This is a genomic window from Mesorhizobium sp. M0633 (assembly GCF_040320645.1).
Classification (GTDB): Bacteria; Pseudomonadota; Alphaproteobacteria; order Rhizobiales; family Rhizobiaceae; genus Mesorhizobium.
The window spans coordinates 83214-104904 of the sequence record NZ_JAMYQC010000021.1 but is presented as its reverse complement, the minus strand read 5'-3'; the positions used below and the strand labels follow the sequence as shown (position 1 = coordinate 104904).

Below are 21691 nucleotides of genomic sequence, written 5' to 3'. Positions count from 1 at the left end.
AGCAATGGAAACCAGGGCCAACTACGTCATTGTCGGCATTTTCACGCTGGCCGCGATCCTCGCGGCTTTCGCTTTCGTCTATTGGACGGCGGCAATCGGCGAAAAGGGTGAGACGACGGTGCTGCGCGTGCGCATTCCAGGCTCCGCTTCGGGGCTCGGCCGTGGCAGCTTCGTGCTGTTCAATGGCGTCAAAGTCGGCGACGTGCGCCGTGTCTATATCGACGTCGACAATCCGACCGCTGCTATCGCCGACACCGAAATAGACCGGAATACGCCTATCACCAAGTCGACGCAGGCCGATATCGGGCTTGCCGGCCTCACCGGCCAGGCCAACATCGAACTCAAGGGCGCCGACCCCAAAGAGCCAAAACTTCTCGACGAGGCGGAAAAGGAAGGCCGTGTCGCCGAGATCGTTGCCAACCCGTCGGCGGTCACCAATCTGCTACAGACAGCGCAGAACATCTTCACCCGCGCCGACAAGGTCCTTTCGGAGCTCGAAGGCTTCACCAAGGATGTTCGCGGGCCGCTGACGCAGACCGTCAACAATGTCCAGACCTTCTCCGATGCACTGGCCAGGAATGCGGACGGCGTCGACAAGTTCCTGGCCAGCGTCAGCTCGCTGGCGGACGAACTGAAGGGTGTTTCGGGCAAGCTCGACGGCACCCTGAAGGCGGCGGAAGGGCTACTCAACGCCGTCGACAAGGACCAGATCAAGAGCATCGTCGCCAATGTCGACACGGTCACTTCCAACCTCAAGGAAACCAGCAAGCAGTTCGACACGGTCATCAAGAACGTGGACACCGCGGTAGGCTCGATCAACGAGTTCGCCCAGAAGACGCAAGGCACGCTGGCCAAGGTCGACGGCGTTCTCGACGGCATCGATCCGGCTGAGGTTCGCACCGCGCTGGCCAATATCCAGAAGGCCAGCGAAAACGCCAACGAGGCTGCCGCCGACATCGCCAAGGTGACCAACAAGTTCGCCAACCGGGCCGACGACATCGACGAAACCATCAAAGACGCGCACCAGCTCGCAGGACGCCTCAACGATGCCTCGGTGCGAGTCGACGGTATCCTTGCCAAGGTCGACAAACTGCTCGGCTCCGGTCAGGCCGACGGCGTCATGGCCGATGCCAGGGCGACGCTCAAATCGTTCAAGCAGGTCGCCGACACGCTGAACGCCCGCCTCGGCACCATCACCGACAATCTGGCGCGGTTCTCGGGACAGGGGCTGCAAAACGTCGAATCGCTGGTCCAGGACAGCCGTCGTTCGATCAACCGCATCGAAGAGGCGGTGACCGACCTCAGCCGCAATCCACAGCGGATCCTGTCCGGCGGCGAGGGTGAGGTCCGGCAGTTCGACGGCAGGGTGCGCCGTTGACTTCGGCCTGCGCCCACCGCAAGAACATAGCTTGCGGATGCGCGTTGTTTCCACGATCCGGGGGGGATCGCGTTTGAAGTCGATCAGTTCAGGCAGCGTCAGATCGAGTGGGTTCAAGACCGGAGCGGCACTGCTGGCGCTTTCGCTCGCCGGCTGCGCGGCGCTGGGCGGCAAGCCGGCGCCGCTGGATACGTTTGAGCTTTCGGCGCCGTCGCTGGAAGCGCGTGCCCACAGCCGTCGCCAGATACTCATCGCTCAGCCATCGGCGCTCAAGGCGCTGGACAGCCAGAACATCGTCATTAAGCCATCGCCGCGATCGATCCAGTATCTCAAGGGCGCGCAATGGGCCGACCGGCTGCCGATGATCGTACAGGCGCGGCTGGCAGAGACGTTCCAGCGCTCGGGCAGCTTCACCGGCGTCGGCAAGCCAGGCGAGGGGCTGGCGATCGACTATCAGGTGATCGTCGAGATCCGCTCGTTCGAGGTGCGTGTCGACGGTGGCGAACATGCCGAGGTCGAGCTGTTCGTGCGCCTGTTGAACGATCGCAACGGTGAAGTGCGCGCTTCGAAGACGTTTAGCGCAATCGCGCCCGTTTCGGGCAATGGCAACCAGGCCTATGTCGGCGCGCTCGATGCCGCGTTCGGCGATGCGGCAGGGCAAATCGTCCGCTGGACGGACACCGTGATCTGACACGGCCGGAACTGCCGGCACGGCACTCTACAGCGCCAATGGAATTCAGTACGGCATGAAAAAGGCGGGAAATCCGCCTTTTCGTTTGTTCTCTGTCGCCCGCTTAGTGCAGGCGGCCGCTGGCGTGGGCCAGCATGGTGTAGACCTTGCCGGTATCCGACGTCAGGTAGGTCTGCGCCATGATGTTGTCGCGGTCGTTGCGCGACACGTCCTTGAGCAGCTTTTCGAAATCGTCGCAGTAACGATCGACAGCAGCGCGGAACTCCGCCTCTGACTGATATTTGCGGCGGATCTCGTCGAACGTCTGCTGGCCCTTCAGCGTGTAAAGTCGGCGCGTGAAGACGTCGCGCTCGCCGCGCCGGTAGCGGTTCCACAGCTCGATCGAGGCATCGTGATCGATGGCGCGTGCGATATCGACCGAGAGCGAGTTCAGCGATTCCACGACATGAAGCGGCGAACGCGCAGCGGGAGCCGGGCGCGGCGCTTCGGCAGGCGCTGCCGGCTTGGCGTCGTCTTCGCGTGATGCACCGGTCAGGAGGTCACGCACCCAACCGCCCTGCGGCGTGCGGCCGTTGGTGTCGCGCTGGCGCGGCGCTTGGTCTGCGGGACGTTCGAGGTCGAGCGTGCCGCGCAGCGCCGTCTCGCCCGAAGGCGCCTGTGGTGCACGGCGCTGTTCTGGAGCCGGAGCCGGGCGACGTGGCGGTTCGGCGGGGCGTGCGGCAGGCGCTTGCGGCGTCGGACGCAGGTTGCGCTGTTCCGAACTGTCGGTGCTGCGGCCAGATTTGGCAACGATTTCAGAAAGTTCCTTCAGCGCGTTGATCTGCTCTGAAACGGCACGGCGGATAGCCGTGGTTGATTCCTTTGCCTCTTCCGGCATCTCGATGACGCCTTTCTTGAGCTCGGCGCGGGTGAGGTCGAGCTCGCTCTTGATCGAGCCGGCGGTACGCCGCATCTCCTCGGTCGCATCAGCAAAGCGCTTGGTGGCCGAATCGACCACTTCGGAAATCGCGGTACGGATCTTGTCGGCGGATTCCAGCGTCTTGCCTTCGGCGTTCTGCAGCGTCTGGCCGACCAGATTCTCGAACGAGCGCATGACCCTTTCGAGATCTTCCGATTTCTTGACAAGGCCGACCGCGAGGTCCTCCAGTGACGATTGCCTTTCGAGCGTGTGCTCGAGATTGCTCTGGGCCGAGCTCAACAGGTCCGAGGCACTGGAAAGCAACCGGCTGTGCTCGTCGAACTTGGTGGCGATAGAGGCAACCTCGCGCAAGGTCGAGGACGACAGCTCGGTGAGCCGCGTCGTGTTCGAATCGACCAGGCGCGCCGAGCTGGCGAAGGTCTGCGCGGTCTTTTCGGTAGTCGCTGCGAAGCTTTGCGTGCTGCCGGTCAGGCGTTCGTCGACCTGGCCGAGATTGGTCGCCGCCTGCTCGATCAACTGACCGAGCTGCGAGCTGGAGGTGGTCATGCGGCCGATGAGGTCGGCAACGCTGTCGGCAAGCGTCGAGCGCGCGCCTTCGACGGCCGACAGGGTTTCGGCCGTACGGCTGGCGAGGGCGTCGACGAGGGCGGCGTTTTGAGTGCGCAGCTTCTCGGTCGCACGTTCGGTGACCTCTTCCATGCTCTTTTGCAGCTCGGAGCCGCCCTGGGCGAAGCGCTCGACCAGAGGCCGTGCCGTCTCGTCCAGGATTTTCGATATTTCGGCCGAACGTGCCGCAAGCATCGTATTGAGCTCGCGAGTATTGGCACCGATGGTCTTTGCAGCGTCATTGGTGCTCTGGCCGATATGCTGGCCGACCGCGGTGAAGGTTTCGGCGATCGAGTTGGCGCGCGAGACCAACTGCGCCTCGGCATTCGAGACCTGTTCGTTGAGCTTTTGGCCCATTGTCTCGGCGGAGTAGGCGAGGCGGTTCTCGACGCTGGCGACCTGCTCCTCGACGCGGACCGCTGTGGCGGCGGCACTCGATGCCAGGCGTTCGTCGGCACCGGCAAGCAGTTGCTCGATTTCACGGGCATGGACGGCGAGTTCCTGGCCAGTCTGCCTGGCGCGTTCGGCAACCCGCTGCTCGGTGCTGGTGAAGGCACCGACAATGGTGTCGGCATGTTCGCCGATGGCGGTGCTGCTGTCGGCAATGCGGGACACCAGACGATGATCCGCCTCCTCGAAGATGCGGCCGATCTCGGACGCACGGGCCGAAAGTGCTTCGGAGCCTTCGGCAATGCGCGAAATAAGTTGCTGGTCGGCGGCATCGAAAATGCGACCGAGATCCGACGCGCGTGCCGCGAGCGCTTCGGCGGATTCGCCGATGCGCACGCCCAGCCGCTCGTCGGCCGTTTCGAAATTGCGCAGGATGTCGCCGGCACGTGCCGCCAGCGACTGGGCCGTTTCGATGGCGCGAGAGACCAGCCTGTGGTCCGCCGCGTCGAAGGTGCCGGCAATCTCACTTGCTCTGGCTGCCAGCTGATCGGCCGTTTCCTGGGCACGCGCGAGCAAGCTGTTCGACGTGTCGTCGACGCGGGCAATCAGTGCGCTCGACGTATCCTCGGCGCGGGCGGCGAGGCGACGATCCGCCTCTTCAAAGGTGCGGGCGATGTCCTCCGCCCTGGCGAGCAGGGCGGCCGAGGTCTGCTCGGCGCGCTCGGCGATCTTGCGGTCGGCATCGCTGAATGCCGCGCCCGCCTGCTCATGCAGCGCGCTGGTAACTTCCATGACCTTCTCGCGCAGCGCGCCGGCGACGAAGACCGCGCTTCTTTCGAGCACACTGCGCACGTTGTCGACACCCGTCGACAGCGCCCGCTCCATTGTGCTGGCGCGCTCTTCAATGATGCCTGTCTGCCGGCTGAACGCCTGCTCGATCTTTTCTACGTCCGCAGCGATCGCATCGGAGATGTCGGTGCTCCTGGCGGCGATCTGGTCGATATGGCCGGACAGCGAACGGTCGACATCCTTGCGCGTTTCGGCGAGCCTGGAGAGATCGTCCTGCAATGCGCGGGTCAGCATGTCGCGGCCCTCGCTCAGCTTGCCGACATGACCGGCGACGATCTCGTCGACTTCGCTGCGGCTCATTGCAAGCCTCTCCAGATCGGCTTCCAACGCGCGCCTGAGGATGTCGCGGCCTTCCGCCAGTTTCTCAACCTGGCCGGCAACCAGCCCATCGATGCTCGAGCGGCTTTCCGCCAGCTTGGCGAGATCGTCCTCGAGCGCCTTCGACAGGGTCGAGCGGTCCTGGACGAGCTTCTCTGCGTGGGTTGCGACAAGGCTGTTCACGTTGCCGAGATCGGCTTCCAGCGCACGCGAAAACTGCGCGCGATTGTCGGTCAATAGCTGCGACTGATCGGCGATGGCGCCCCTGATCGTGCTGAGATCGGCCTCCAAGGCGCGCTTGAGGATGTCGCGGCCTTCGGCCAGCTTCTCGACCTGGCCGGAAACCAGTCCGTCGATGCTCGAGCGGCTTTCGGCCAGCTTGGTAAGATCGTCTTCCAGCGCGCGCTTGAGGATGTCGCGACCCTCGGCCAGCTTCTCGACCTGGCCTGCGACCAGCCCGTCGATGCTCGACCGGCTCTCTGCCAGCCTGGCAAGATCGTCCTCGAGCGCCTTCGACAGGGCCGAACGGTCCTCGGCGAGCTTGTTCATATGTTCGGAGACGACGCCCCGCACGGTCTCGAGATCGGTCTCCAGTGCCCGCGACAGCTGACCACGATCCTCCGCCAGCTTCTCGGATTGGCCGGCGATGACATCCTTGACAGTGCTCAGATCGGCTTCGAGCGCACGCTTGAGGATGTCGCGGCCCTCTGCAAGCTTTTCGACCTGGCCGGCAACCATCACATCGATGCTCGAGCGGCTTTCGGCCAACTTGCCGAGATCGTCTTCGAGCGCCTTCGAAAGGGTCGAACGGTCTTCGGCGAGCTTGTTCATGTGATCGGAGACAACGCCCCGCACGGCCTGCAGGTCGCTCTCCAGTGCCCGCGACAGCTGGCCACGGTCTTCCGCCAGCTTTTCGGACTGGCCGGCGATGACGCCCTTGATCGCGTTCAGGTCCGATTCCAGCGCGCGCTTGAGGATGTCGCGGCCTTCGGCCAGCTTCTCGACCTGGCCGGCAACCAGCCCATCGATGCTCGACCGGCTTTCGGCCAGCTTGGCAAGATCGTCTTCAAGCGTCTTCGAAAGCAGGCTGCGGTCATCGGCGAGCCTGCCAGAATGATCGGCGATCAGGCTCCTGATGTCGGACAGGTCGTTATCGAGTGACTGGGAAAGGCCGCTGCGGTCTTGCGCCAATTTCGCCGAATGCGCCTCGATGAGGCCATTGATGCCGGCGATGTCGGCTTCCAGCGCGCTGGCGAGTATGGCGCGACCCTCGGCGATCTTTTCGACCTGACCGGCGACGAGGCCGTCGATGCTGGCGCGACTCTCTGCCAGCTTGCCGAGGTCGGCCTCGAGCGCGCGCGAAAGGATGCTGCGGCCTTCGGCGAGCTTGCCGACGTGCCCGGCAACCATTTCATCAATTATCGTACGAGCTTGCACGAGTTTTCCGGAGTCTTCGTTCAAGGCCTGGGCAAGCCTGTTGCGACCCTCTTCAAGGCTTTCGAGATGGCTGCCCAGCGAAGCGTCGATCGCTGCGCGCGATTCGTTGACCTTGCGCAGATCCTCTTCAAGGGCGCGCGAGATCAGGCCGCGGCCTTCGGCTAGCTTCTGCACCTGGTTAGCCACCGCTGCGTCGATTTCGGCGCGACCTTCGGCGAACTTCGCCAGATCGGCCTGCATTGCCGCCGCCATCCGGTCGCGGCTTTCGGAAAGCTTGCGGCTGTGGTTCTCGACGGCTTCCTCGATGCCGGCGCGAGCATCGGCAAGCCGCTGGATGTCCGTATCGAACGAACGCGATACGACATGGCGCGCCGCTTCCATGCGCCCGGCAAAATCGCCGGCGCGGGCTTCAAGCATGGTCGAGGTCGATGAAATGATGTCGGCCATGTCGGCGCCGATCTGGGTCTTGCCCTGATCGATCATCGCCGACAGCGTCTCCTTGCTATCCTGGAAGGTGTGGGCGATTTCGCGGGCGCGCTCGACCAGCGTCTCGTTGATCTGGCGTGCGCGAGCCTCCAGCGCGGCGTTGAGCTTCTGCGTGCCGGTGTCGAGCGCCTCGGCGCGGGTCTGGAACTCGCTGATCAGCGCCTGGCCACGTTCAGCAAGCGTCCGCTCGATGCCGTTGAGGCTGGCTTCGAATTCCGAATTGAGTGTGCGGGCGGCACCGCCGAGCAGCGACACCATGCCGCTCGTGCGGTCGTCGAGCAGGTCGGTCAGTGACCGCGTCAGGCCATCGGTGGTGTCCGTCAGCTTGGCGATCCGGGTGTCGAGCAGGCTGGCGAAGGCCTCGCCCGACGTCGACAGCCGATCGGTGATCGATTCGAGCCGGCCTTCCACCGAATCGAAGATCGACAACGAGCTTCCGTTGATCCTGTCGATCAGCGTATCGCCGGATTCGTTGATCGTCATCGACAGCTTGGTCGAGGCGTTGAGAATGCTGTCGCGAATGATATCGCTGGCGGCGTTGATCTCGTCTTTCAGTGTCTCGTGGGCGCCGGTGATCGAGGCGCGCACGCGCTCGGCATGGGTGACGACCGCTTCGCGCTCGCTGCCCAGCCCGTCGACCAGCGAGCGGATGCGGGACTCGTTCTCTGAATAGGAGCGCTCGATCTGGTTCACCTCGCTGTGGACCAGCGTTTCGAGCTCGACGGCACGCGCAAGCGTGCGTTCGATGCCTTCGCCCATGGCTGCCACCTCCCGGCGAACCGCTTGGCCGATCATCATGACGCGATCCTGGGCAAGATTTTCCGGCTCGGCCAGACGGAAGGCCACCTCGGTCATCGACTGCGCGGCAAGGCGCATCTCCTGAGCGCGGCGAATCATCACTGCGAATGCCCAGAACAGGATGACGGGCACGATTGCCGCGACCGCCAGGCCGATCAGCTCCGGACGGGCGAAAAACTGATCGAAGGTGCGGATGTTCCAGATGCCAGGTCCGAACAACAGGTTCGCAAGGCCGCCAGCGCCGGCGATCCAGGCCAGCGAAACGAAAGCCACGACCCAGTAGATCGTGTTCGAGGCGCGCCGATTGAGGGTGTGCAGGAGCGTCTTATAGTCTTTTTGACGATCGTCGTTGGCCGGCGAGAAAGCTGCCGGCTGCGAGCCATTGCGCGTTGCGACAGGACGCAACTCAGCCGGCTTGGCCTTTGGCGCGGGTTTTGCGATCTGGCTTTGATTGGCGGCAGGTGCCGCGTTCTGGGTCTGGTCCGGGGCAGGCGCTTCGTTCTGGCTGCGACCTTCGCGCGCCAACTCGTCGGCGGCTTGCGATATTTGCGCTTCGAGATCTTCCATGGATGCAGCCATGTCGAAGTCGCCGCCGGCATCGCCGCTCAGATCGATATCAAGTGCCTTTTCAAGTTCCCTGGCTACGTCGCTGTCGAGCGTTCTTGTCGTCGTTGGTTTCTTCGCCATGCCTTCGCTACCCTGTACAAGCTGCCGCGGGACTTATGGTTCTGCTTATTGATTCTGCCTAGCGTGTCCCGCGCAGGAGGCTGAAAATGGACCTGTCGTATCGTAATGACACAGCCGGGTAAAGAAAACATGCATTCCGCCCGATACGTAAAACTTTAAATATAAGGTTAACACAGCCGTGATTCCGGCGCCGTTATCGCGACATTTTTCCGGGCCAATCATTAACCCGTTGTCCACCGGATACGCCTAGTTTTTGCGGCGGTCGAAGAACGGAGTCTCAAAGTGATACGTGGCGAAAACGGCATTGCCTTCTCGATGCCCGGCGGCGACGTGTCGGGGACAGCCGGGGCGCGGCCGATCGACCTGGCGCATCTTGCGCGCCAGACGATGGGCGATCGGAGCCTCGAGCAGGAGGTGCTGGCTCTGTTCGTGCAGCAGGCGCTGTCGGTGCGCGACAAGATCGTCGAAGCGGATGTCAGGCAGCGGCTGCTATTGGCACACGGGCTCAAAGGCTCGGCGCGCGGGGTCGGCGCCTTCGCCATTGCCGATTGCGCCAGCGCGATCGAATGCCGGCCCGAAGACGCCAGCACGCTGAAGCGGCTTGGCTCGCTGATCGAAGAAGTGCGCGACTTCGTCGCCGCCATCAGCCGATAGGACTTATCCCAAAGACGCCACGCACGGGCGCTTTCGCGCCGCAGTTGACTTGTCCGGCAGAGTGATTATGTCGGCTCAGACTCCCTTCAGGTGACAAATGACCAAGCTGACCTTCATCGCCCATGACGGCACGCATTTTGACGTGGATGCCGAAAACGGCTCGACCGTCATGGAAAATGCGATCCGCAATGCGGTGCCGGGAATAGAAGCGGAATGCGGCGGCGCCTGCGCCTGCGCGACCTGCCATGTTTATGTCGACGAAGCCTGGACGGCGGAGGTCGGCGAGCCGGAAGCCATGGAAGAGGACATGCTGGATTTCGCCTACGAGGTCCAGCCGAACTCGCGGCTGTCATGCCAGATCAAGGTGCGCGACGCCCTCGACGGGCTGGTCGTGCGCGTGCCGGCCCGCCAGGGCTGAAGCCGATTTTTGCGGCTGCCGCTTGGCAGCGGACCAATGGTCATGCAGTGTCGCGCCGTTTTCCCATAAAGGCGCATGCTTCATGACCGCTATCACCAAGACGGACGTACTCATTGTCGGGGCAGGGCCTGTCGGCCTGTTTGCCGTATTCGAGCTCGGCCTCTTCGACATGAAGTGCCATCTGATCGACATCCTCGACCGGCCCGGCGGGCAATGCGCCGAACTCTACCCGGAAAAGCCGATCTACGACATTCCGGCTTGGCCCTCGATCTCGGCGCAAGGCCTGGTCGACAAGCTGCTTGAGCAGATCGCGCCGTTCAAGCCCGAATTCACCTATAGCCGCATGGTTTCGAGCCTGGAAAGATTGGAGGACGGCAGCTTCCGCGTCATTACCGACGAAAACGAGGTGTTCGAAGCCAAAATTGTGGTGATTGCCGCCGGCGGCGGTTCGTTCCAGCCGAAGCGCCCGCCGATTCCAGGCATCGAACCCTATGAAGGCAAGAGCGTGTTCTACTCGGTGCGCCGGATGGAGGACTTTCGCGGCCACGACCTCGTCATCGTCGGCGGCGGCGATTCGGCGCTCGACTGGACGCTGAACCTGCAGCCGGTTGCCAAGAGCGTGACGCTGGTGCACCGGCGGCCCGAATTCCGTGCAGCGCCCGACAGCGTCAACAAGATGTATGCCATGCAGGAGATGAAGCAGCTGGAATTCCAGGTCGGACAGGTGACTGGCCTGACCGGCGCCGACGGCCAGCTCGCCTCCGCCACCATCAAGGGGCCGGAGGGCGATATCGAAGTGCCGTGTACGCGGATGCTGCCGTTCTTCGGCCTGACGATGAAGCTCGGCCCAATCGCCGAATGGGGCCTCAACCTCCACGAGAACCTGATCCCGGTCGACACCGAAAAATTCCAGACGTCGGTGCCCGGCATCTTCGCCGTCGGCGACATCAACTGGTACCCCGGCAAGCTGAAGCTGATCCTGTCGGGCTTCCACGAGGTCGCCTTGATGGCGCAAGCGGCCAAGCGCATCGTCAGCCCCGGCGAGCGCATCGTTTTTCAGTATACGACCTCGTCAACCAGTCTGCAGAAGAAGCTCGGCGTGATCGACTGAGCCTCGCCATATTTTCGTCGGGCCGGTCTACTCCGCCAGGGCTGGAGCCACAGCCTCGGCATGGCCGCGAAGCGTTTTCTCCGGCATCAGCCAGAGCGTGATGAGCGACAACAGCAAGATCGCGGCCGCGGCAAGAAAGATCATCACGAACGGCATGGCCGAGGCGATATGGCCGGCCGGCTGCGTGCCTTCGCTGGCCAGCGGCAGCCCGTAACCAAGGGCGACGGCACCGAGCATAGCGACGCCAAGCGCGCTGCCCAGCGAGCGCAGGAAGGTGAGAACGCCGGTCGCTACGCCAAGGTGCATGCGATCGACGGCGTTCTGGACCGAGACGGTGGCAACCGGAAAGGTCGTGCCTGTACCCAGGCCTACGCAGGTCGTCAACACCTCGACGAGCAAAAGTGAGGCATGCCCGGCGACCAGGCTGAGCACGCCGAGGCACAGGATCGAGAAAACAGTTCCGATCATGGCAATGCGCTTATAGTGGAAAAAGCGCGGGATCATTCGCGCGCTGAATGTCGCACCGGCCACCGTGCCGAGCATCAGCCCAAGCAACGCGGTGCCCGATTGACTGACCGACAGGCCGACGACCGATTGCAGGTAGACCGGCAGATAGACCGACAGGCCGACATTGGCGGCCTGCAGTAGGAACATCGACAATGTGCCGGCGAGAACGATCGGATTGCCGAGCACTTCGAGCGAGATCAGCGGTTCGGCCGCGCGCATGAGCCGCAGCGCGAACGCGCTCCAGAACACCGCCGAGCAGGCGAGCAGTCCAAGGATTTCAGGCGACAGCCACGGATACTCGCTGCCGCCCCAGTTCAAGGCAAGCAGCAGCAGCGAGGTGGCCGCGACCAGAAGCAGCGCGCCGAGGCCGTCGATGCGGTGATGTTTTGCGGCGATCGGCAGCTTCTTGAGCGGGTTGTTGATGATCGCCATGGCCAGCAGGCCGAGCGGAATGTTGATCCAGAAGATCAGCGACCAATGCAGATGTTCGGCGAAGGTGCCGCCGAGGAGCGGCCCCGCGATGCTGGCGACGGCCCATGTGCCCGAGATCCAGGCGGCGTATCGGGCCCGCTCGCGCGGCGGCACGAGGTCGCCGATCACGGTCTGCGTCAGGGCGAACAGGCCGCCGCCACCGGCGCCCTGGATCGCCCGGCCGACAACCAGGACCAGCATGTTAGGGGCCGTGGCGCTGACCAGCGAGCCGGCGAGAAAGATCAGGATTGCAGCATAGACGGTCGGCCGGCGACCATAAATATCGGAGATCTTGCCGTAGAGCGGCGCCACGGCGGTCGCGGTCAGAAGATAGCCGGTCACGATCCATGGCAGATATTCGGCATGCCCGAGCAGACGGGCCATCGTCGGCATCGCCGGCGCGACGATGGTCTGGTCGAGCGCCGCCAGCAGCATCGACAAAAGCACGCCGCCGATGATGGCGTTTTTCTCGGTTTCGGTCAGCGGCGCGCTGGTTTCCACCATCGTTTGCTTGTCGACAGCCTGGTCCATATCCGTTCATCCATTATGCCTGCGTGCACGTCCGCGACGGGCTGGGAAGCATCTAGGTACGCCGATTGGCGTTTGCCGGAGGCTGATCCCTGCGAACCTGGCATATGTCGTTCGCTATAGGCCGATTTCGACAGCGGCTCGAAAGTTTTCCGAAGCTGGCACTATGTTTCGGCAAAATTGGCTTTGTCCGACGACGCGGAGTTCAGCCGGGAGCGAGCCGGCCGTTCTCAATGCGCTCGATGCGATAGTGCAAAAGCCGCAGGATGCGGCTTTGGAAATTGGCGCTTTCGACGCGATCGAAGCGCATCTGGTCCTGGTCGTGTTTGGCAAGCATGGCCGCAGTGATTTTTGCGGCCTTGGCCTTTGCCAGTTCGCAGGTCTTTTCCGGGTAGCTCGCCTTCAAGGCGTCTTCTAGTTCGCGGCCGTGGTTCTTGGCAATCTCGACGTGGCGTTCCTCATGGCGCTTGATGTCGGCGGACAACGTATCCCAGAACAGCCTGACGCCGGCATCGGCTTTGCGCGGGCGGCGCCACTCAGGAAGGATGACCTTGACCTTGACGGTGACGACAGCGTCGGCAATCCAGCACGAGCCCGGCTTTTGCGCATAGCTGACGCGGGTGGTGAACGCCATCTGGGTAGCTCCCGGATGCCGCGACCCGGTGCTTTTCACCTGAGGCCCGAGTTTCGACAGCTGGGTCTCGATGTCGTCGAGCGTCCTGCCGCCGATCGGGAAATAACTATATGTCTTGACGAGAGTTGCAGCGCCGGCCGGGAATGCGGTCAGAGCGAGCATCAGGGCGCAGAGGAGGGATCGTTTCATCGTGTTGCCTCTTTCCCCACCTTGCTTTACCGCCGTCCTCGGCGCAACGGAATTGATCCCCCGCCACGCCGCGAGATCGAACATGGTTGATGGGCAATGATGACAGGGCGATGGCAATTGGCGCACGGACGCCATCTCGACCTTGGCGGCAAGGCCGTGGTCGTCGGCATCCTCAACATCACGCCGGACAGTTTTTCCGACGGCGGCCTGTTCGATGCGCCGGAAAAAGCAGTGGCCCAGGCGCGCCGCATGGTCGAGGAGGGGGCCTCCGTCATCGATGTCGGCGGAGAATCGACACGTCCCGGGGCGTCTGCGGTCTCCGCAAAGGAAGAGCAGGCTCGCATATTGCCGGTCATCGAGGCGCTCGCGACGTCTGGCGGAACGCTGATCTCGGTCGATACCTATCGCGAGGATACGGCCCGGCTTGCCGTCCAAGCCGGCGCGCATATCGTCAATGACGTCTGGGGCCTGCAGCGCGAACCGGGCATTGCCCGCGTCGCGGCCGAAACCGGCGCTGGCCTTGTCGTCATGCACACGGGACGGGACCGGCAGAAACTGCCCGACGTGATTGCCGATCAGCTCTTCTTCCTCAGGAAGTCGCTAGAAATCGCGCGGCGGAGCGGTGTTGCCGACGATCATATCGTGCTCGATCCGGGCTTCGGCTTCGCCAAGGAGACGGCAGCGGAAAATCTTGACCTGATGGCACGGTTTTCCGAGCTTCATGCGCTGGGTTTTCCACTGATGGCCGGCACATCGCGAAAGCGCTTTATCGGCACCGTCACCGGCCGCGACGCAGCCGCAAGAGGCGCCGGGACCGCGGCCACCAGCGTTATCCTGAGGCTCAAAGGCGCGCATCTCTTTCGCGTCCACGATGTCGCAATCAACGTGGATGCGCTGGCCATCGCCGATGCTATGCTGGCACGTGAGATCGGGGAAAGCTGAGCCATGTATGTCATCCGCATGAAGAACTGCGCCTTCTTTGCCCGGCACGGTGTGCTGGACGAAGAAGAGACGCTCGGCCAGCGCTTTTATGTCGATGCGGCACTCACGGTGGATCCCGGGCAGGCGCTGGTCGAGGATTCCATCGAGGACACCGTCAATTACGGCATCGCCTTTGCGGTCATCGAGAAGATCATTACCGGCGAACGGCGCTTTCTGATCGAAGCGCTGGCGCTCGAAGTGGCGAGGGCGCTGACGGCGCGGTTTCCGCAGATCAAAAAGGCCGAAATCACCGTGCGCAAGCCAAACGCCCCGGTGCCGGGTGTGCTCGATCATGTCGAGGTGACCGTTGTCTGGCCAGAATAGTAATAACAACAACACCGTCTATCTCAGCCTTGGCGGCAATCTCGGTGATCCGGCGAAGTCGATGGCTGCGGCACTGGGCATTCTGGATGCCAACGAGAGAACGCGCGTCGTTGCCGTTTCGTCGCTCTACCGCACGCCGCCCTGGGGCAAGCTCGATCAGCCGGATTTCCTCAACGCGGCGGCCGAAATCTCGACCGCGCTCGCGCCACGGGCTTTGCTCGACCTTTGCCTCGACGCCGAGCGAAAACTGAAGCGGGTGCGCGAGGAGCGCTGGGGTCCACGCCTGATCGATATCGACATTCTGGTGTTCGGCGACCGCATCATCCACGAGACCGGACTGGAGGTGCCGCATCCGCGCATGCTGGAGCGCGCCTTCGTGCTGGCGCCGCTGGCAGAAATTGCGCCGGAGCTTGTGGTCGACGGCAAAAGCGTATCGGAACGGCTGGCCGCCGTCGACACATCGGGCATTGAACGGCTGCCGTCAGGCCGGGATTGGTGGAAAACCTGACGCTGCCGCCATCGGTGCCTGAAATCAGCCGGAGAACCCACCTCCGTCGAGGAACATTTGTTCGTCCGGTGTCGTCTCGCGGCCAAGCATCCTGTTTCGATGCGGAAAGCGGCCGAAGCGCTGGATGATGTCGCGATGCTCGATCGCATATTTCAGATAGATCGGGGCTTTGGCGGCGGTAAGCTCTGCCGATTTGAGCTGATCGGCGAGGTCCTCCGAATGCTCATAGGGCAGATAGAGAAAAACGCGGAGCTCTTCGTCGAGTGCCAGGTCATGGCCGGCAGCGATCGCTTTCCCGGCGAAATGCCGCGCCAGCGGGTCCGTGGCGTACATGTGGCCGGTGGCGCGAAAGCAGTTTCGCGGAAACTGGTCGAGCAGGATCATCAGTGCCAGCGACCCTTCGGCGTGTTCGGACCAGCCGTCGCATTCGCGGCGGGCGGCGGCAAAGTGCAGATCGAGAAACCGGGTGCGGAAGTCGGCATCAAAGGCGTCGTTCTTCTCGAACCACGCGTCCTCCCCGGCGTCGCGCCAGAATCTGGTGATGGAGACAGCGCGCTCGTCCAGTTCGTTCATCATTCGCGTCTTTCCAACGTTTAATCGGCCGGTTCGGATTTCTGCAGCACGCCGGCGGTCTCCTCGTTGAGCGCCTGGCCCACGCGCCGTGGCGTGCTGAGCGGCGTCGGGATGGGGGTGCCGATATTGCCTTTGAGGAAGCGCCGCCCGGCGCGGATGCCTTCTGCCTGTTGAAGTTCGAAACGGGCAGCATCGCGGCGGCGGACGTCCTCGACTACCTCGGCGACCTCTTCCGGATCGACGCCGAGAGCTTCCAGTGTCGAGCCGCCGAAGACAAGCGCCGATTCGAACGTCTCGCGGAGCTGATAGTCGACGCCGGCACGAATGAGCTGCAACGCCGTGCCGCGGTCGAAAGCCCGCGCCAGCACCGTCAGCAACGGAAACTCCGCCTTGATGAGCTCGGCGATGCGCACGGCGGCATCGGGCTTGTCAACGCAGATCAGCACGGCGCGTGCGCGCCCGGCTCCCGCGGCACGCAGGATGTCCAGCCGCGTGCCGTCGCCGTAATAGACCTTGAAGCCGAAATCGGCCGCTGCCTGGATCATCTCGACCTCATTGTCGATGATCGAGACGTCGATGCCGCGCAACAAAAGCGGCTGGCTGGCGATCTGGCCGAACCGGCCAAAGCCGATGATCAGCACGCTGCCGGTCAGGCCGTCGGCGACATCGACGCCTTCAAGCGACTGCTCGTCGCGTGGCGTCAGATACCGCAATGCTATGATCGCTAAGGGCGTCAGCACCATGGAAATGATGACGATGGCGGTCAGCATCGCATTGGCCTGGCTATCGATGATACCGACAGCCGCCGCTGCGGAATAGAGGACGAAGGCGAATTCGCCGCCTTGCGCCATGAAGACCGCGCGCTCGAGCGCTTCCCGGTGGCCGGTTTTGAGAATGCGGGCGACGATATAGATGCCGATCGCCTTCATCATCATGTAGGCGACGACATAGATGGCAATGAGCTGCCAGTTGACGACGACCACATGCAGGTCGAGCGACATGCCGACGGCGAGGAAGAACAGCCCGAGCAGAATGCCGCGGAACGGTTCGATGTCGGCCTCCAGCTGATGGCGGAAGGTCGATTCCGACAAAAGCACGCCGGCCAGGAAGGCGCCCATGGCCATCGACAGGCCGGAAAGCTGCATGGCGAGCGCCGACCCGAGCACGACCAGAAGGGCGGCTGCGGTCATCACCTCACGGGCGCGCGCATCCGCCAGGATACGGAAGAACGGATTGAGCAGATAGCGTCCTGCAAGCACCAGCCCGACGATCGCGGCAAGGCCGATGCCGACCTCCGTCAACCGATCCGACAGGCTCATATCGGCGCCGCCCGGCGCGAGGAAGGCGATCAGCGCCAGCAATGGCACGATGGCCAGGTCTTCCAAAAGCAGGACCGAGACGATGCGCTGGCCCTTGGGCGTGGCCAGTTCGCCGCGTTCTTCCAGCAATTGCATGACGATTGCCGTCGAGGTGAGTACGAAACCGGCGCCGGCGACGAAGGATTGCGCGATCGGGAAACCTCCCGCAAGGCCGACGCCGGTCAGCAGGACCGCGCAGACGCCGACCTGCAGCGCGCCAAGCCCGAAAATCTCGCGGCGCAGGCCCCATAGCCGTGACGGCTGCATCTCCAGCCCGATGATGAACAGAAACATGACGACGCCGAGTTCGGCGACATGAAGAATGGCTTCCGATTCGGAAAAGATGCGCAGCCCGAACGGACCGATCACGACGCCGGCCGTCAAATAGCCGAGGATGGAGCCAAGTCCGATGCGCCTGAAGATCGGCACCGCAACGACGCCGGCGGCGAGCAGCGCCACCACCTGGATCAGATCGCCGTTCGATGCCTCTGCCGCCATGCCTGCCGTTCCGCTCTCTTGCAACAAGCGGCCAAGATAGGGGCTTCGGGGCGGATCGAACAGTGCGAATCCGGCGCGTTGTGAAGGCGATATTGCAGGCGCACCGAACAGGATAATGGGCTCCCGCGCGTTGCTTGTTCCAGCAATCCGGCGCTAAGGACGCCCGGCTTCGGCCAGTGAAGGGCGAGCGACGATCAAGTCGCGGCCCTTTTTTGAGGAGATGACTGACATGAAGACGTTTTTGCTGCTTGCCGTTGGCATCGCGGCACTTGCCGGTTCTGCCTGTTCGAAGGCGCCGGAGTGCACGACCGAGATGCTGACCAAGAAGGCCCAGGACATGACTGCGGCACTTCAGGCTGCGATTACCAAAAATCCGGCCAAGGCAGCCGACCTCGGGGCCAAGGTCCAGGCGGTCACAACCAAATATCAGAGCGGCACGACAGCGGCTGAGGCCTGCAAGGCCTATGACGAAGTGATTGCCGCGATCAAGGACTGAGCGCCCATTTGCATGTCAAAGAGGGCGGCGCCGTTTGTCTGCCGCCTTTTTTCATGCCGGGGCTCAGTTCGGAGAGATGGAGCCAACTTCTACCGTATCGACCCGCTTCAACTTCATGCCGATGACCGGGACCAGCTGCTGGTCGACGCGCACGGCAACGGTCACCGTCATCGAATTGTCGTCGGGGACAAGCGCCTGCATCACGCCGCGCAACTGATTGCGATTGATGGTGAAAACCACCTTGTGCACATCGACGACATTGCCGCCGATAATGTCGAGGCCGGAGCCGGCGGCCCCGCCCATAAAGCTGCCCTTGTAGCCCTGCCGGCCCTTGTGTTCGATCGTTGCCGACATCTGCTGGGTGAACATGCCTACCCGGCAGCCGCCGTCGAGCGACATGCCGACCTTGCCGTCAGGCGTCGAGCCGATGAAGCTGCAGGTGAATTTCGTGCCCTTGTATTTGCCGGCAACGATTTCCCCGGGGCCGACCCATTTGCCTTCGACCGATCGAAAGAACTGCTTGTCCGGTTCCGCCGCCGAGGTCTTTCCGGCAATGCCGACGGTTGAGACAAGCGCGAGCGCCACGGGCAGCCCGCTGGACAGAATAACGCTTTTCATCGACGACACCCGGCAACAAAGAGACTGGTTTGGACGCTTCCGACCATGGACAAGATTGGTTAATGCTTTGTCACCCCAAGGCAATAGTCACGTTCCGGAAGCGGATGTTTCTTTTTCTTTCTTTGCTGCAAAGGAGGTCAGCGCGGAGAGGAAATCGCCCAATCCGGGCCGCCTGACCGCGTAAAAGGGCAGGGGCCTTGCGGTTTCCATCGCTGCAATGCCGATGCGCGCAGTCATCATGCCGTTGACGACGCCTTCGCCGAGCTTGGCCGAGAGCCGGGCGGCAAGGCCGTGGCCGACGATCTGCTGGACGAAACTGTCGCCGACGGCGATCGACCCGGTGACCGCGAGATGGGCCAGAACGCTGCGCGCCAGGCGAAAAAAGCCAAGCGTGCCGGGGCGGCCGCCATAAAGCTCCGACAGCCGGCGAATCAACCGGCCGGCTTCGAACACGACATAAGCGACGTCGACCAGCGCGCGGGGGCTGACCGCGGTCACCAGGGAGACGCGCTTCGCCGCTTCGAGGATCATCACCCTGGCGCGGGCATCGAGCGGGCCGAGTATCTCGATCTCGGCCAGCCGTACCAGATTGCCGCCGTCAATGATCTCGCCGCGCAATTCGGCCAGCGAGCGCCTGCCGGCCGCGGTTTCAGGCTTGGCCGAGACAAAGACCGACAACTCGTCGACCACGGCGCGGGCGGCCTTCGGATCGTCACGGGCAATCGCATCGAGCGCCCGCTTCTGCAACTTTTCGACCTCGGCAAGGCGGGCAATCGCCATGAATTCGCGCACGAGGATGATCAGAAGCGCCAGGATGGCGATCGCGGCCATAGCGGCAGCCAGCCAGCCCAGCCACTCGGCGCGCTCGAACAGGTCGCGAATCAGCTGGTCGGTCCAGAGGCCGACGGCGAACGAAACCAGAACGCCCAGCGCGCCGAAGAACAGGCTGCCAAGCGGCGAACGTTTTCGCGGCGCAATCGCCGGCGGCGGTTCGGCAGCGACGATATCAGCCTCGTCGAAGACGTCGATCTCCGCCGGTGTGACCACGGCAAGATCCGCCGTCACGGTACGCGGCTTTCGCGCCGGCGCGGCCTCGGACGCAGCATGGTGAGCCGTCGAATCTTCCTTCTGCTGGGGCTCCGGCTCTATGCGAAAGGCCGCCGGTCTGCGGGGCGCACTCATGCGAGATGATCTCCGATCAGGAACTGCAGCGCGCGGTCGAGCCTGATATGCGGCAGCGACAGCGTGACGCCCTCGGCGGTGCGCTCGAGTTTCGGCGGGCGAAAGCGCACGAAGCGGATCGCGGGGTCGTCATTGTTCTGCCGGCGGGCCGATTCGGAAACGTCGAATAACGCATCAACTTTCTCCGGCAAGTCCCCGGGAAATATGGCTGTTTCGGTCTTTCCGTCAAAGGTTTCGCCGTTGATTTTTTCGCCGCGCAATGGCGTGCCGATAATGACCGGCAAAGTCTCGCGGCCCTGCTTGACCGTGCCTTCACGGGTCGCGCGCATGGCCGCCATGGCGACGACGTCGACGTCGGTGCCGGTGAAATTCGCCCGCGCCACGGCTCGGTCGGCTAGCCGCCGCACGATGGCCTGCAGGCGGTCGTGGCTTTCGTGGTGCAGATGGTCGGCCTTGGTCGCGGCCACCAATATGCGGTCGATGCGCCTCGAAAACACGTCGGTCAGGAAGTTGCCCCGGCCGGGCCGGAAACAGGACAGGATTTCGGTGACCGCGCGCTCCAGATCGGCCATCGCACCGGGGCCGGCATTCAATGCCTGCAATGCGTCGATGAGCACGATCTGGCGGTCGAGACGCGTGATGTGTTCGCGAAAGAACGGTTTGACGACATGCGTCTTGTAAGCCTCGTAGCGCCGCTCCATCATAGCCTGCAGCGATCCCGAGCGGGCGCGCCGGCCGCCCAGATTCGGCAGCGGCGCGAAGGTGAGAGCGGGCGAGCCTTCAAGATCGCCGGGCATCAGGAAGCGGCCGGGCGGCAAGGTCGAAAGCGCCCGCTCGTCGAGTTTGCAGGCCTTGAGATAGGCCGCGAAGCTCTCAGCGAGACGGCGCGCCGTCATCTCGTCGGCCTCGGCGTTGGGGTCGACCGGATTGGAGAGCGCCCGCCATTCCCGCGAAAGGTCGACACGCACCGGCAACACGGCCATCTCGAAGGCCTCACGCGAAAAATCGGCGTAGGACTTGCCGAGCAGCGGCAGGTCGAGCAGCCATTCGCCGGGATAATCGACGATGTCGACCGACAATTTGCCGGCGGAAAACATGCGGCTCCAGCCAGAGGCCGATTCGTATTCGATGGTGAGCCTCAGTTCGGAAATCGCACGCGTCGAATCCGGCCAGATGCGGTCGTCGACAAGAGCTGCGATGTGATCCTCGTACAGGAAGCGTGGTACCGCGTCGTCCGGCTGCTCTTCGAGAAAAGCCCGGGCGATGCGCCCAGATTTTTGTGCCTCAAACAGCGGCAAGCGTCCGCCATGGACCAGATTGTGCACAAGGGCCGAGATGAACACCGTCTTGCCGGCGCGGGACAGCCCGGTCACGCCAAGACGCAGCGACGGAGCGAAAAGCCCGGCAGCGCGGCCTGACAACGTATCCAAGGCAATCTTCGCCTCGTCGGTGAAAGTCGTCAGCGATGATGCCAAAATCTGTTCTCGCGGGCCGGTCAGGATCCGATATAGGCTTTGATGGGCGGCTTTGAAATGGCCTCAGATATCGGCAGGCGTCAGGAAGGCTTCGAGATAGCCGGCGCCCGGCGCAGCCTCGGCAAGACTGCCGTAGAACCGGACCACCGCAAGTGCGGAGGTCGGGAAGCCGTGGTTCAGCATGGCCCGCGCGGTCTCGTCGCCGTCGCCTGAGAGCGCCATGGCGAGATCCTCGATCATCGGATTGTGGCCGATGACGAGCAGGGCCTCCAGCCCGCCATTCTGCCGGATGGCAGTGAGGTACGCGGCGGCATCGTCGCTGTAGAGGGTGTCACAGAACAGCACCCGGCCCGTGTCCGTATGGCCAGCCAAGCTTTCCAGCGTCTGGCGGGCGCGCTTGGCGCTTGAGCAAAGGGTGCGGGCCGGTGCGTATTTGCGGGAACGCATCAGCACGCCCATCGCTTCGGCATCGGCGAAGCCGGATGGATCGAGCGGGCGGTCGAAGTCAGCCACGCCAGGCAGCGCCCAGCCGGCCTTCGCATGCCTCAGCAGGTAAAGTCTGGTCACCGGATCCCCGTTGTGCCGGGCACCGAACCCGTCAGCACGC

At 63.3% G+C, this 21691-nt stretch carries 18 protein-coding genes; 9 read left to right on the top strand and 9 right to left on the bottom strand.

What is annotated here, in order from left to right; translation table 11 throughout:
• The first annotated feature begins 4 nt into the window (after positions 1–4).
• Positions 5–1378 (top strand): MlaD family protein, encoded by a 1374-nt coding sequence (locus tag NKI47_RS21650; protein WP_023679998.1) that lies wholly within the window; start codon positions 5–7, stop codon positions 1376–1378.
• Positions 1379–1415: 37 nt separating this feature from the next.
• Complete coding sequence (locus tag NKI47_RS21645) at positions 1416–2069, top strand: ABC-type transport auxiliary lipoprotein family protein (protein ID WP_352502487.1); 654 nt, start codon at positions 1416–1418, stop codon at positions 2067–2069.
• 103 nt (positions 2070–2172) lie between these two features.
• Here NKI47_RS21645 and NKI47_RS21640 read toward each other — a convergent pair whose 3' ends face one another.
• Complete coding sequence (locus tag NKI47_RS21640; RefSeq protein WP_352593546.1) at positions 2173–8559, bottom strand: apolipoprotein A-IV repeat region-like domain-containing protein; 6387 nt, start codon at positions 8557–8559, stop codon at positions 2173–2175.
• A gap of 285 nt (positions 8560–8844) precedes the next feature.
• On the opposite strand from NKI47_RS21640, the gene NKI47_RS21635 reads away from it, so the two are divergent.
• From NKI47_RS21635 to NKI47_RS21625, 3 genes are all read left to right on the top strand, one after another.
• Complete coding sequence (locus NKI47_RS21635) at positions 8845–9213, top strand: Hpt domain-containing protein (RefSeq protein WP_352593565.1); 369 nt, start codon at positions 8845–8847, stop codon at positions 9211–9213.
• 97 nt (positions 9214–9310) lie between these two features.
• Positions 9311–9631, top strand: a complete 321-nt coding sequence (locus NKI47_RS21630; RefSeq protein WP_023674833.1) for a 2Fe-2S iron-sulfur cluster-binding protein — start codon at positions 9311–9313, stop codon at positions 9629–9631.
• Between the two features lie 82 nt (positions 9632–9713).
• Positions 9714–10742, top strand: a complete 1029-nt coding sequence (locus NKI47_RS21625) for an NAD(P)/FAD-dependent oxidoreductase (protein WP_352593543.1) — start codon at positions 9714–9716, stop codon at positions 10740–10742.
• Positions 10743–10769: 27 nt separating this feature from the next.
• Here NKI47_RS21625 and NKI47_RS21620 read toward each other — a convergent pair whose 3' ends face one another.
• Entirely contained in the window at positions 10770–12251 is a 1482-nt protein-coding gene (locus NKI47_RS21620; RefSeq protein WP_352568757.1) for an MDR family MFS transporter, read from the bottom strand.
• A 202-nt stretch (positions 12252–12453) separates the two neighbouring features.
• The gene (locus NKI47_RS21615) at positions 12454–13071 is read right to left on the bottom strand and encodes a DUF922 domain-containing Zn-dependent protease (RefSeq protein WP_023674836.1); all 618 of its coding nucleotides are present in this window, start codon (positions 13069–13071) and stop codon (positions 12454–12456) included.
• Positions 13072–13167: 96 nt separating this feature from the next.
• Between NKI47_RS21615 and folP the strand changes: the two genes are divergently transcribed.
• The 3 genes from folP to folK are packed head-to-tail and all read left to right on the top strand — an operon-like array spanning position 13168 to position 14884.
• Entirely contained in the window at positions 13168–14013 is an 846-nt protein-coding gene (gene folP, locus NKI47_RS21610; protein ID WP_352593540.1) for a dihydropteroate synthase, read from the top strand.
• A 3-nt stretch (positions 14014–14016) separates the two neighbouring features.
• Positions 14017–14376: a dihydroneopterin aldolase gene (folB, locus tag NKI47_RS21605; protein ID WP_352568755.1), complete on the top strand. Its 360-nt coding sequence runs from the start codon at positions 14017–14019 to the stop codon at positions 14374–14376.
• Positions 14360–14884, top strand: a complete 525-nt coding sequence (gene folK, locus NKI47_RS21600; protein WP_352455684.1) for a 2-amino-4-hydroxy-6-hydroxymethyldihydropteridine diphosphokinase — start codon at positions 14360–14362, stop codon at positions 14882–14884. Before folB ends, folK begins: the two co-directional genes overlap by 17 nt.
• A gap of 24 nt (positions 14885–14908) precedes the next feature.
• Here folK and NKI47_RS21595 read toward each other — a convergent pair whose 3' ends face one another.
• Complete coding sequence (locus tag NKI47_RS21595) at positions 14909–15460, bottom strand: DUF924 family protein (RefSeq protein ID WP_502894566.1); 552 nt, start codon at positions 15458–15460, stop codon at positions 14909–14911.
• Positions 15461–15477: 17 nt separating this feature from the next.
• Positions 15478–17313: a monovalent cation:proton antiporter-2 (CPA2) family protein gene (locus NKI47_RS21590; protein ID WP_352568753.1), complete on the bottom strand. Its 1836-nt coding sequence runs from the start codon at positions 17311–17313 to the stop codon at positions 15478–15480.
• A gap of 229 nt (positions 17314–17542) precedes the next feature.
• Between NKI47_RS21590 and NKI47_RS21585 the strand changes: the two genes are divergently transcribed.
• Positions 17543–17809 (top strand): hypothetical protein, encoded by a 267-nt coding sequence (locus NKI47_RS21585; RefSeq protein WP_352568752.1) that lies wholly within the window; start codon positions 17543–17545, stop codon positions 17807–17809.
• A gap of 63 nt (positions 17810–17872) precedes the next feature.
• Here NKI47_RS21585 and NKI47_RS21580 read toward each other — a convergent pair whose 3' ends face one another.
• The 4 genes from NKI47_RS21580 to NKI47_RS21565 form a co-directional block, all read right to left on the bottom strand.
• Positions 17873–18427, bottom strand: a complete 555-nt coding sequence (locus tag NKI47_RS21580) for a hypothetical protein (protein WP_352568751.1) — start codon at positions 18425–18427, stop codon at positions 17873–17875.
• Positions 18428–18514: 87 nt separating this feature from the next.
• A complete protein-coding gene (locus NKI47_RS21575) occupies positions 18515–19609 on the bottom strand; it encodes a YcjF family protein (RefSeq protein WP_352568750.1) in 1095 nt (364 codons plus the stop codon).
• Positions 19606–21084 (bottom strand): YcjX family GTP-binding protein, encoded by a 1479-nt coding sequence (locus tag NKI47_RS21570; protein WP_352568749.1) that lies wholly within the window; start codon positions 21082–21084, stop codon positions 19606–19608. Before NKI47_RS21570 ends, NKI47_RS21575 begins: the two co-directional genes overlap by 4 nt.
• Before the next feature lie 63 nt (positions 21085–21147).
• Positions 21148–21651: a SixA phosphatase family protein gene (locus NKI47_RS21565; protein WP_352568748.1), complete on the bottom strand. Its 504-nt coding sequence runs from the start codon at positions 21649–21651 to the stop codon at positions 21148–21150.
• Positions 21652–21691 lie beyond the last annotated feature (40 nt).

What these genes read in the sequence shown, in the direction of transcription:
- NKI47_RS21650 (WP_023679998.1), top strand. Translation starts at nt 5, where the DNA reads ATGGAAACCAGGGCCAACTACGTCATTGTCGGCATTTTCACGCTGGCC.
- NKI47_RS21645 (WP_352502487.1), top strand. Translation starts at nt 1,416, where the DNA reads ATGCGCGTTGTTTCCACGATCCGGGGGGGATCGCGTTTGAAGTCGATC.
- NKI47_RS21640 (WP_352593546.1), bottom strand. Translation starts at nt 8,559, where the DNA reads ATGGCGAAGAAACCAACGACGACAAGAACGCTCGACAGCGACGTAGCC.
- NKI47_RS21630 (WP_023674833.1), top strand. Translation starts at nt 9,311, where the DNA reads ATGACCAAGCTGACCTTCATCGCCCATGACGGCACGCATTTTGACGTG.
- NKI47_RS21625 (WP_352593543.1), top strand. Translation starts at nt 9,714, where the DNA reads ATGACCGCTATCACCAAGACGGACGTACTCATTGTCGGGGCAGGGCCT.
- NKI47_RS21620 (WP_352568757.1), bottom strand. Translation starts at nt 12,251, where the DNA reads ATGGACCAGGCTGTCGACAAGCAAACGATGGTGGAAACCAGCGCGCCG.
- NKI47_RS21615 (WP_023674836.1), bottom strand. Translation starts at nt 13,071, where the DNA reads ATGAAACGATCCCTCCTCTGCGCCCTGATGCTCGCTCTGACCGCATTC.
- folP (WP_352593540.1), top strand. Translation starts at nt 13,168, where the DNA reads ATGATGACAGGGCGATGGCAATTGGCGCACGGACGCCATCTCGACCTT.
- folB (WP_352568755.1), top strand. Translation starts at nt 14,017, where the DNA reads ATGTATGTCATCCGCATGAAGAACTGCGCCTTCTTTGCCCGGCACGGT.
- NKI47_RS21595 (WP_502894566.1), bottom strand. Translation starts at nt 15,460, where the DNA reads ATGATGAACGAACTGGACGAGCGCGCTGTCTCCATCACCAGATTCTGG.
- NKI47_RS21590 (WP_352568753.1), bottom strand. Translation starts at nt 17,313, where the DNA reads ATGGCGGCAGAGGCATCGAACGGCGATCTGATCCAGGTGGTGGCGCTG.
- NKI47_RS21585 (WP_352568752.1), top strand. Translation starts at nt 17,543, where the DNA reads ATGAAGACGTTTTTGCTGCTTGCCGTTGGCATCGCGGCACTTGCCGGT.
- NKI47_RS21580 (WP_352568751.1), bottom strand. Translation starts at nt 18,427, where the DNA reads ATGAAAAGCGTTATTCTGTCCAGCGGGCTGCCCGTGGCGCTCGCGCTT.
- NKI47_RS21575 (WP_352568750.1), bottom strand. Translation starts at nt 19,609, where the DNA reads ATGAGTGCGCCCCGCAGACCGGCGGCCTTTCGCATAGAGCCGGAGCCC.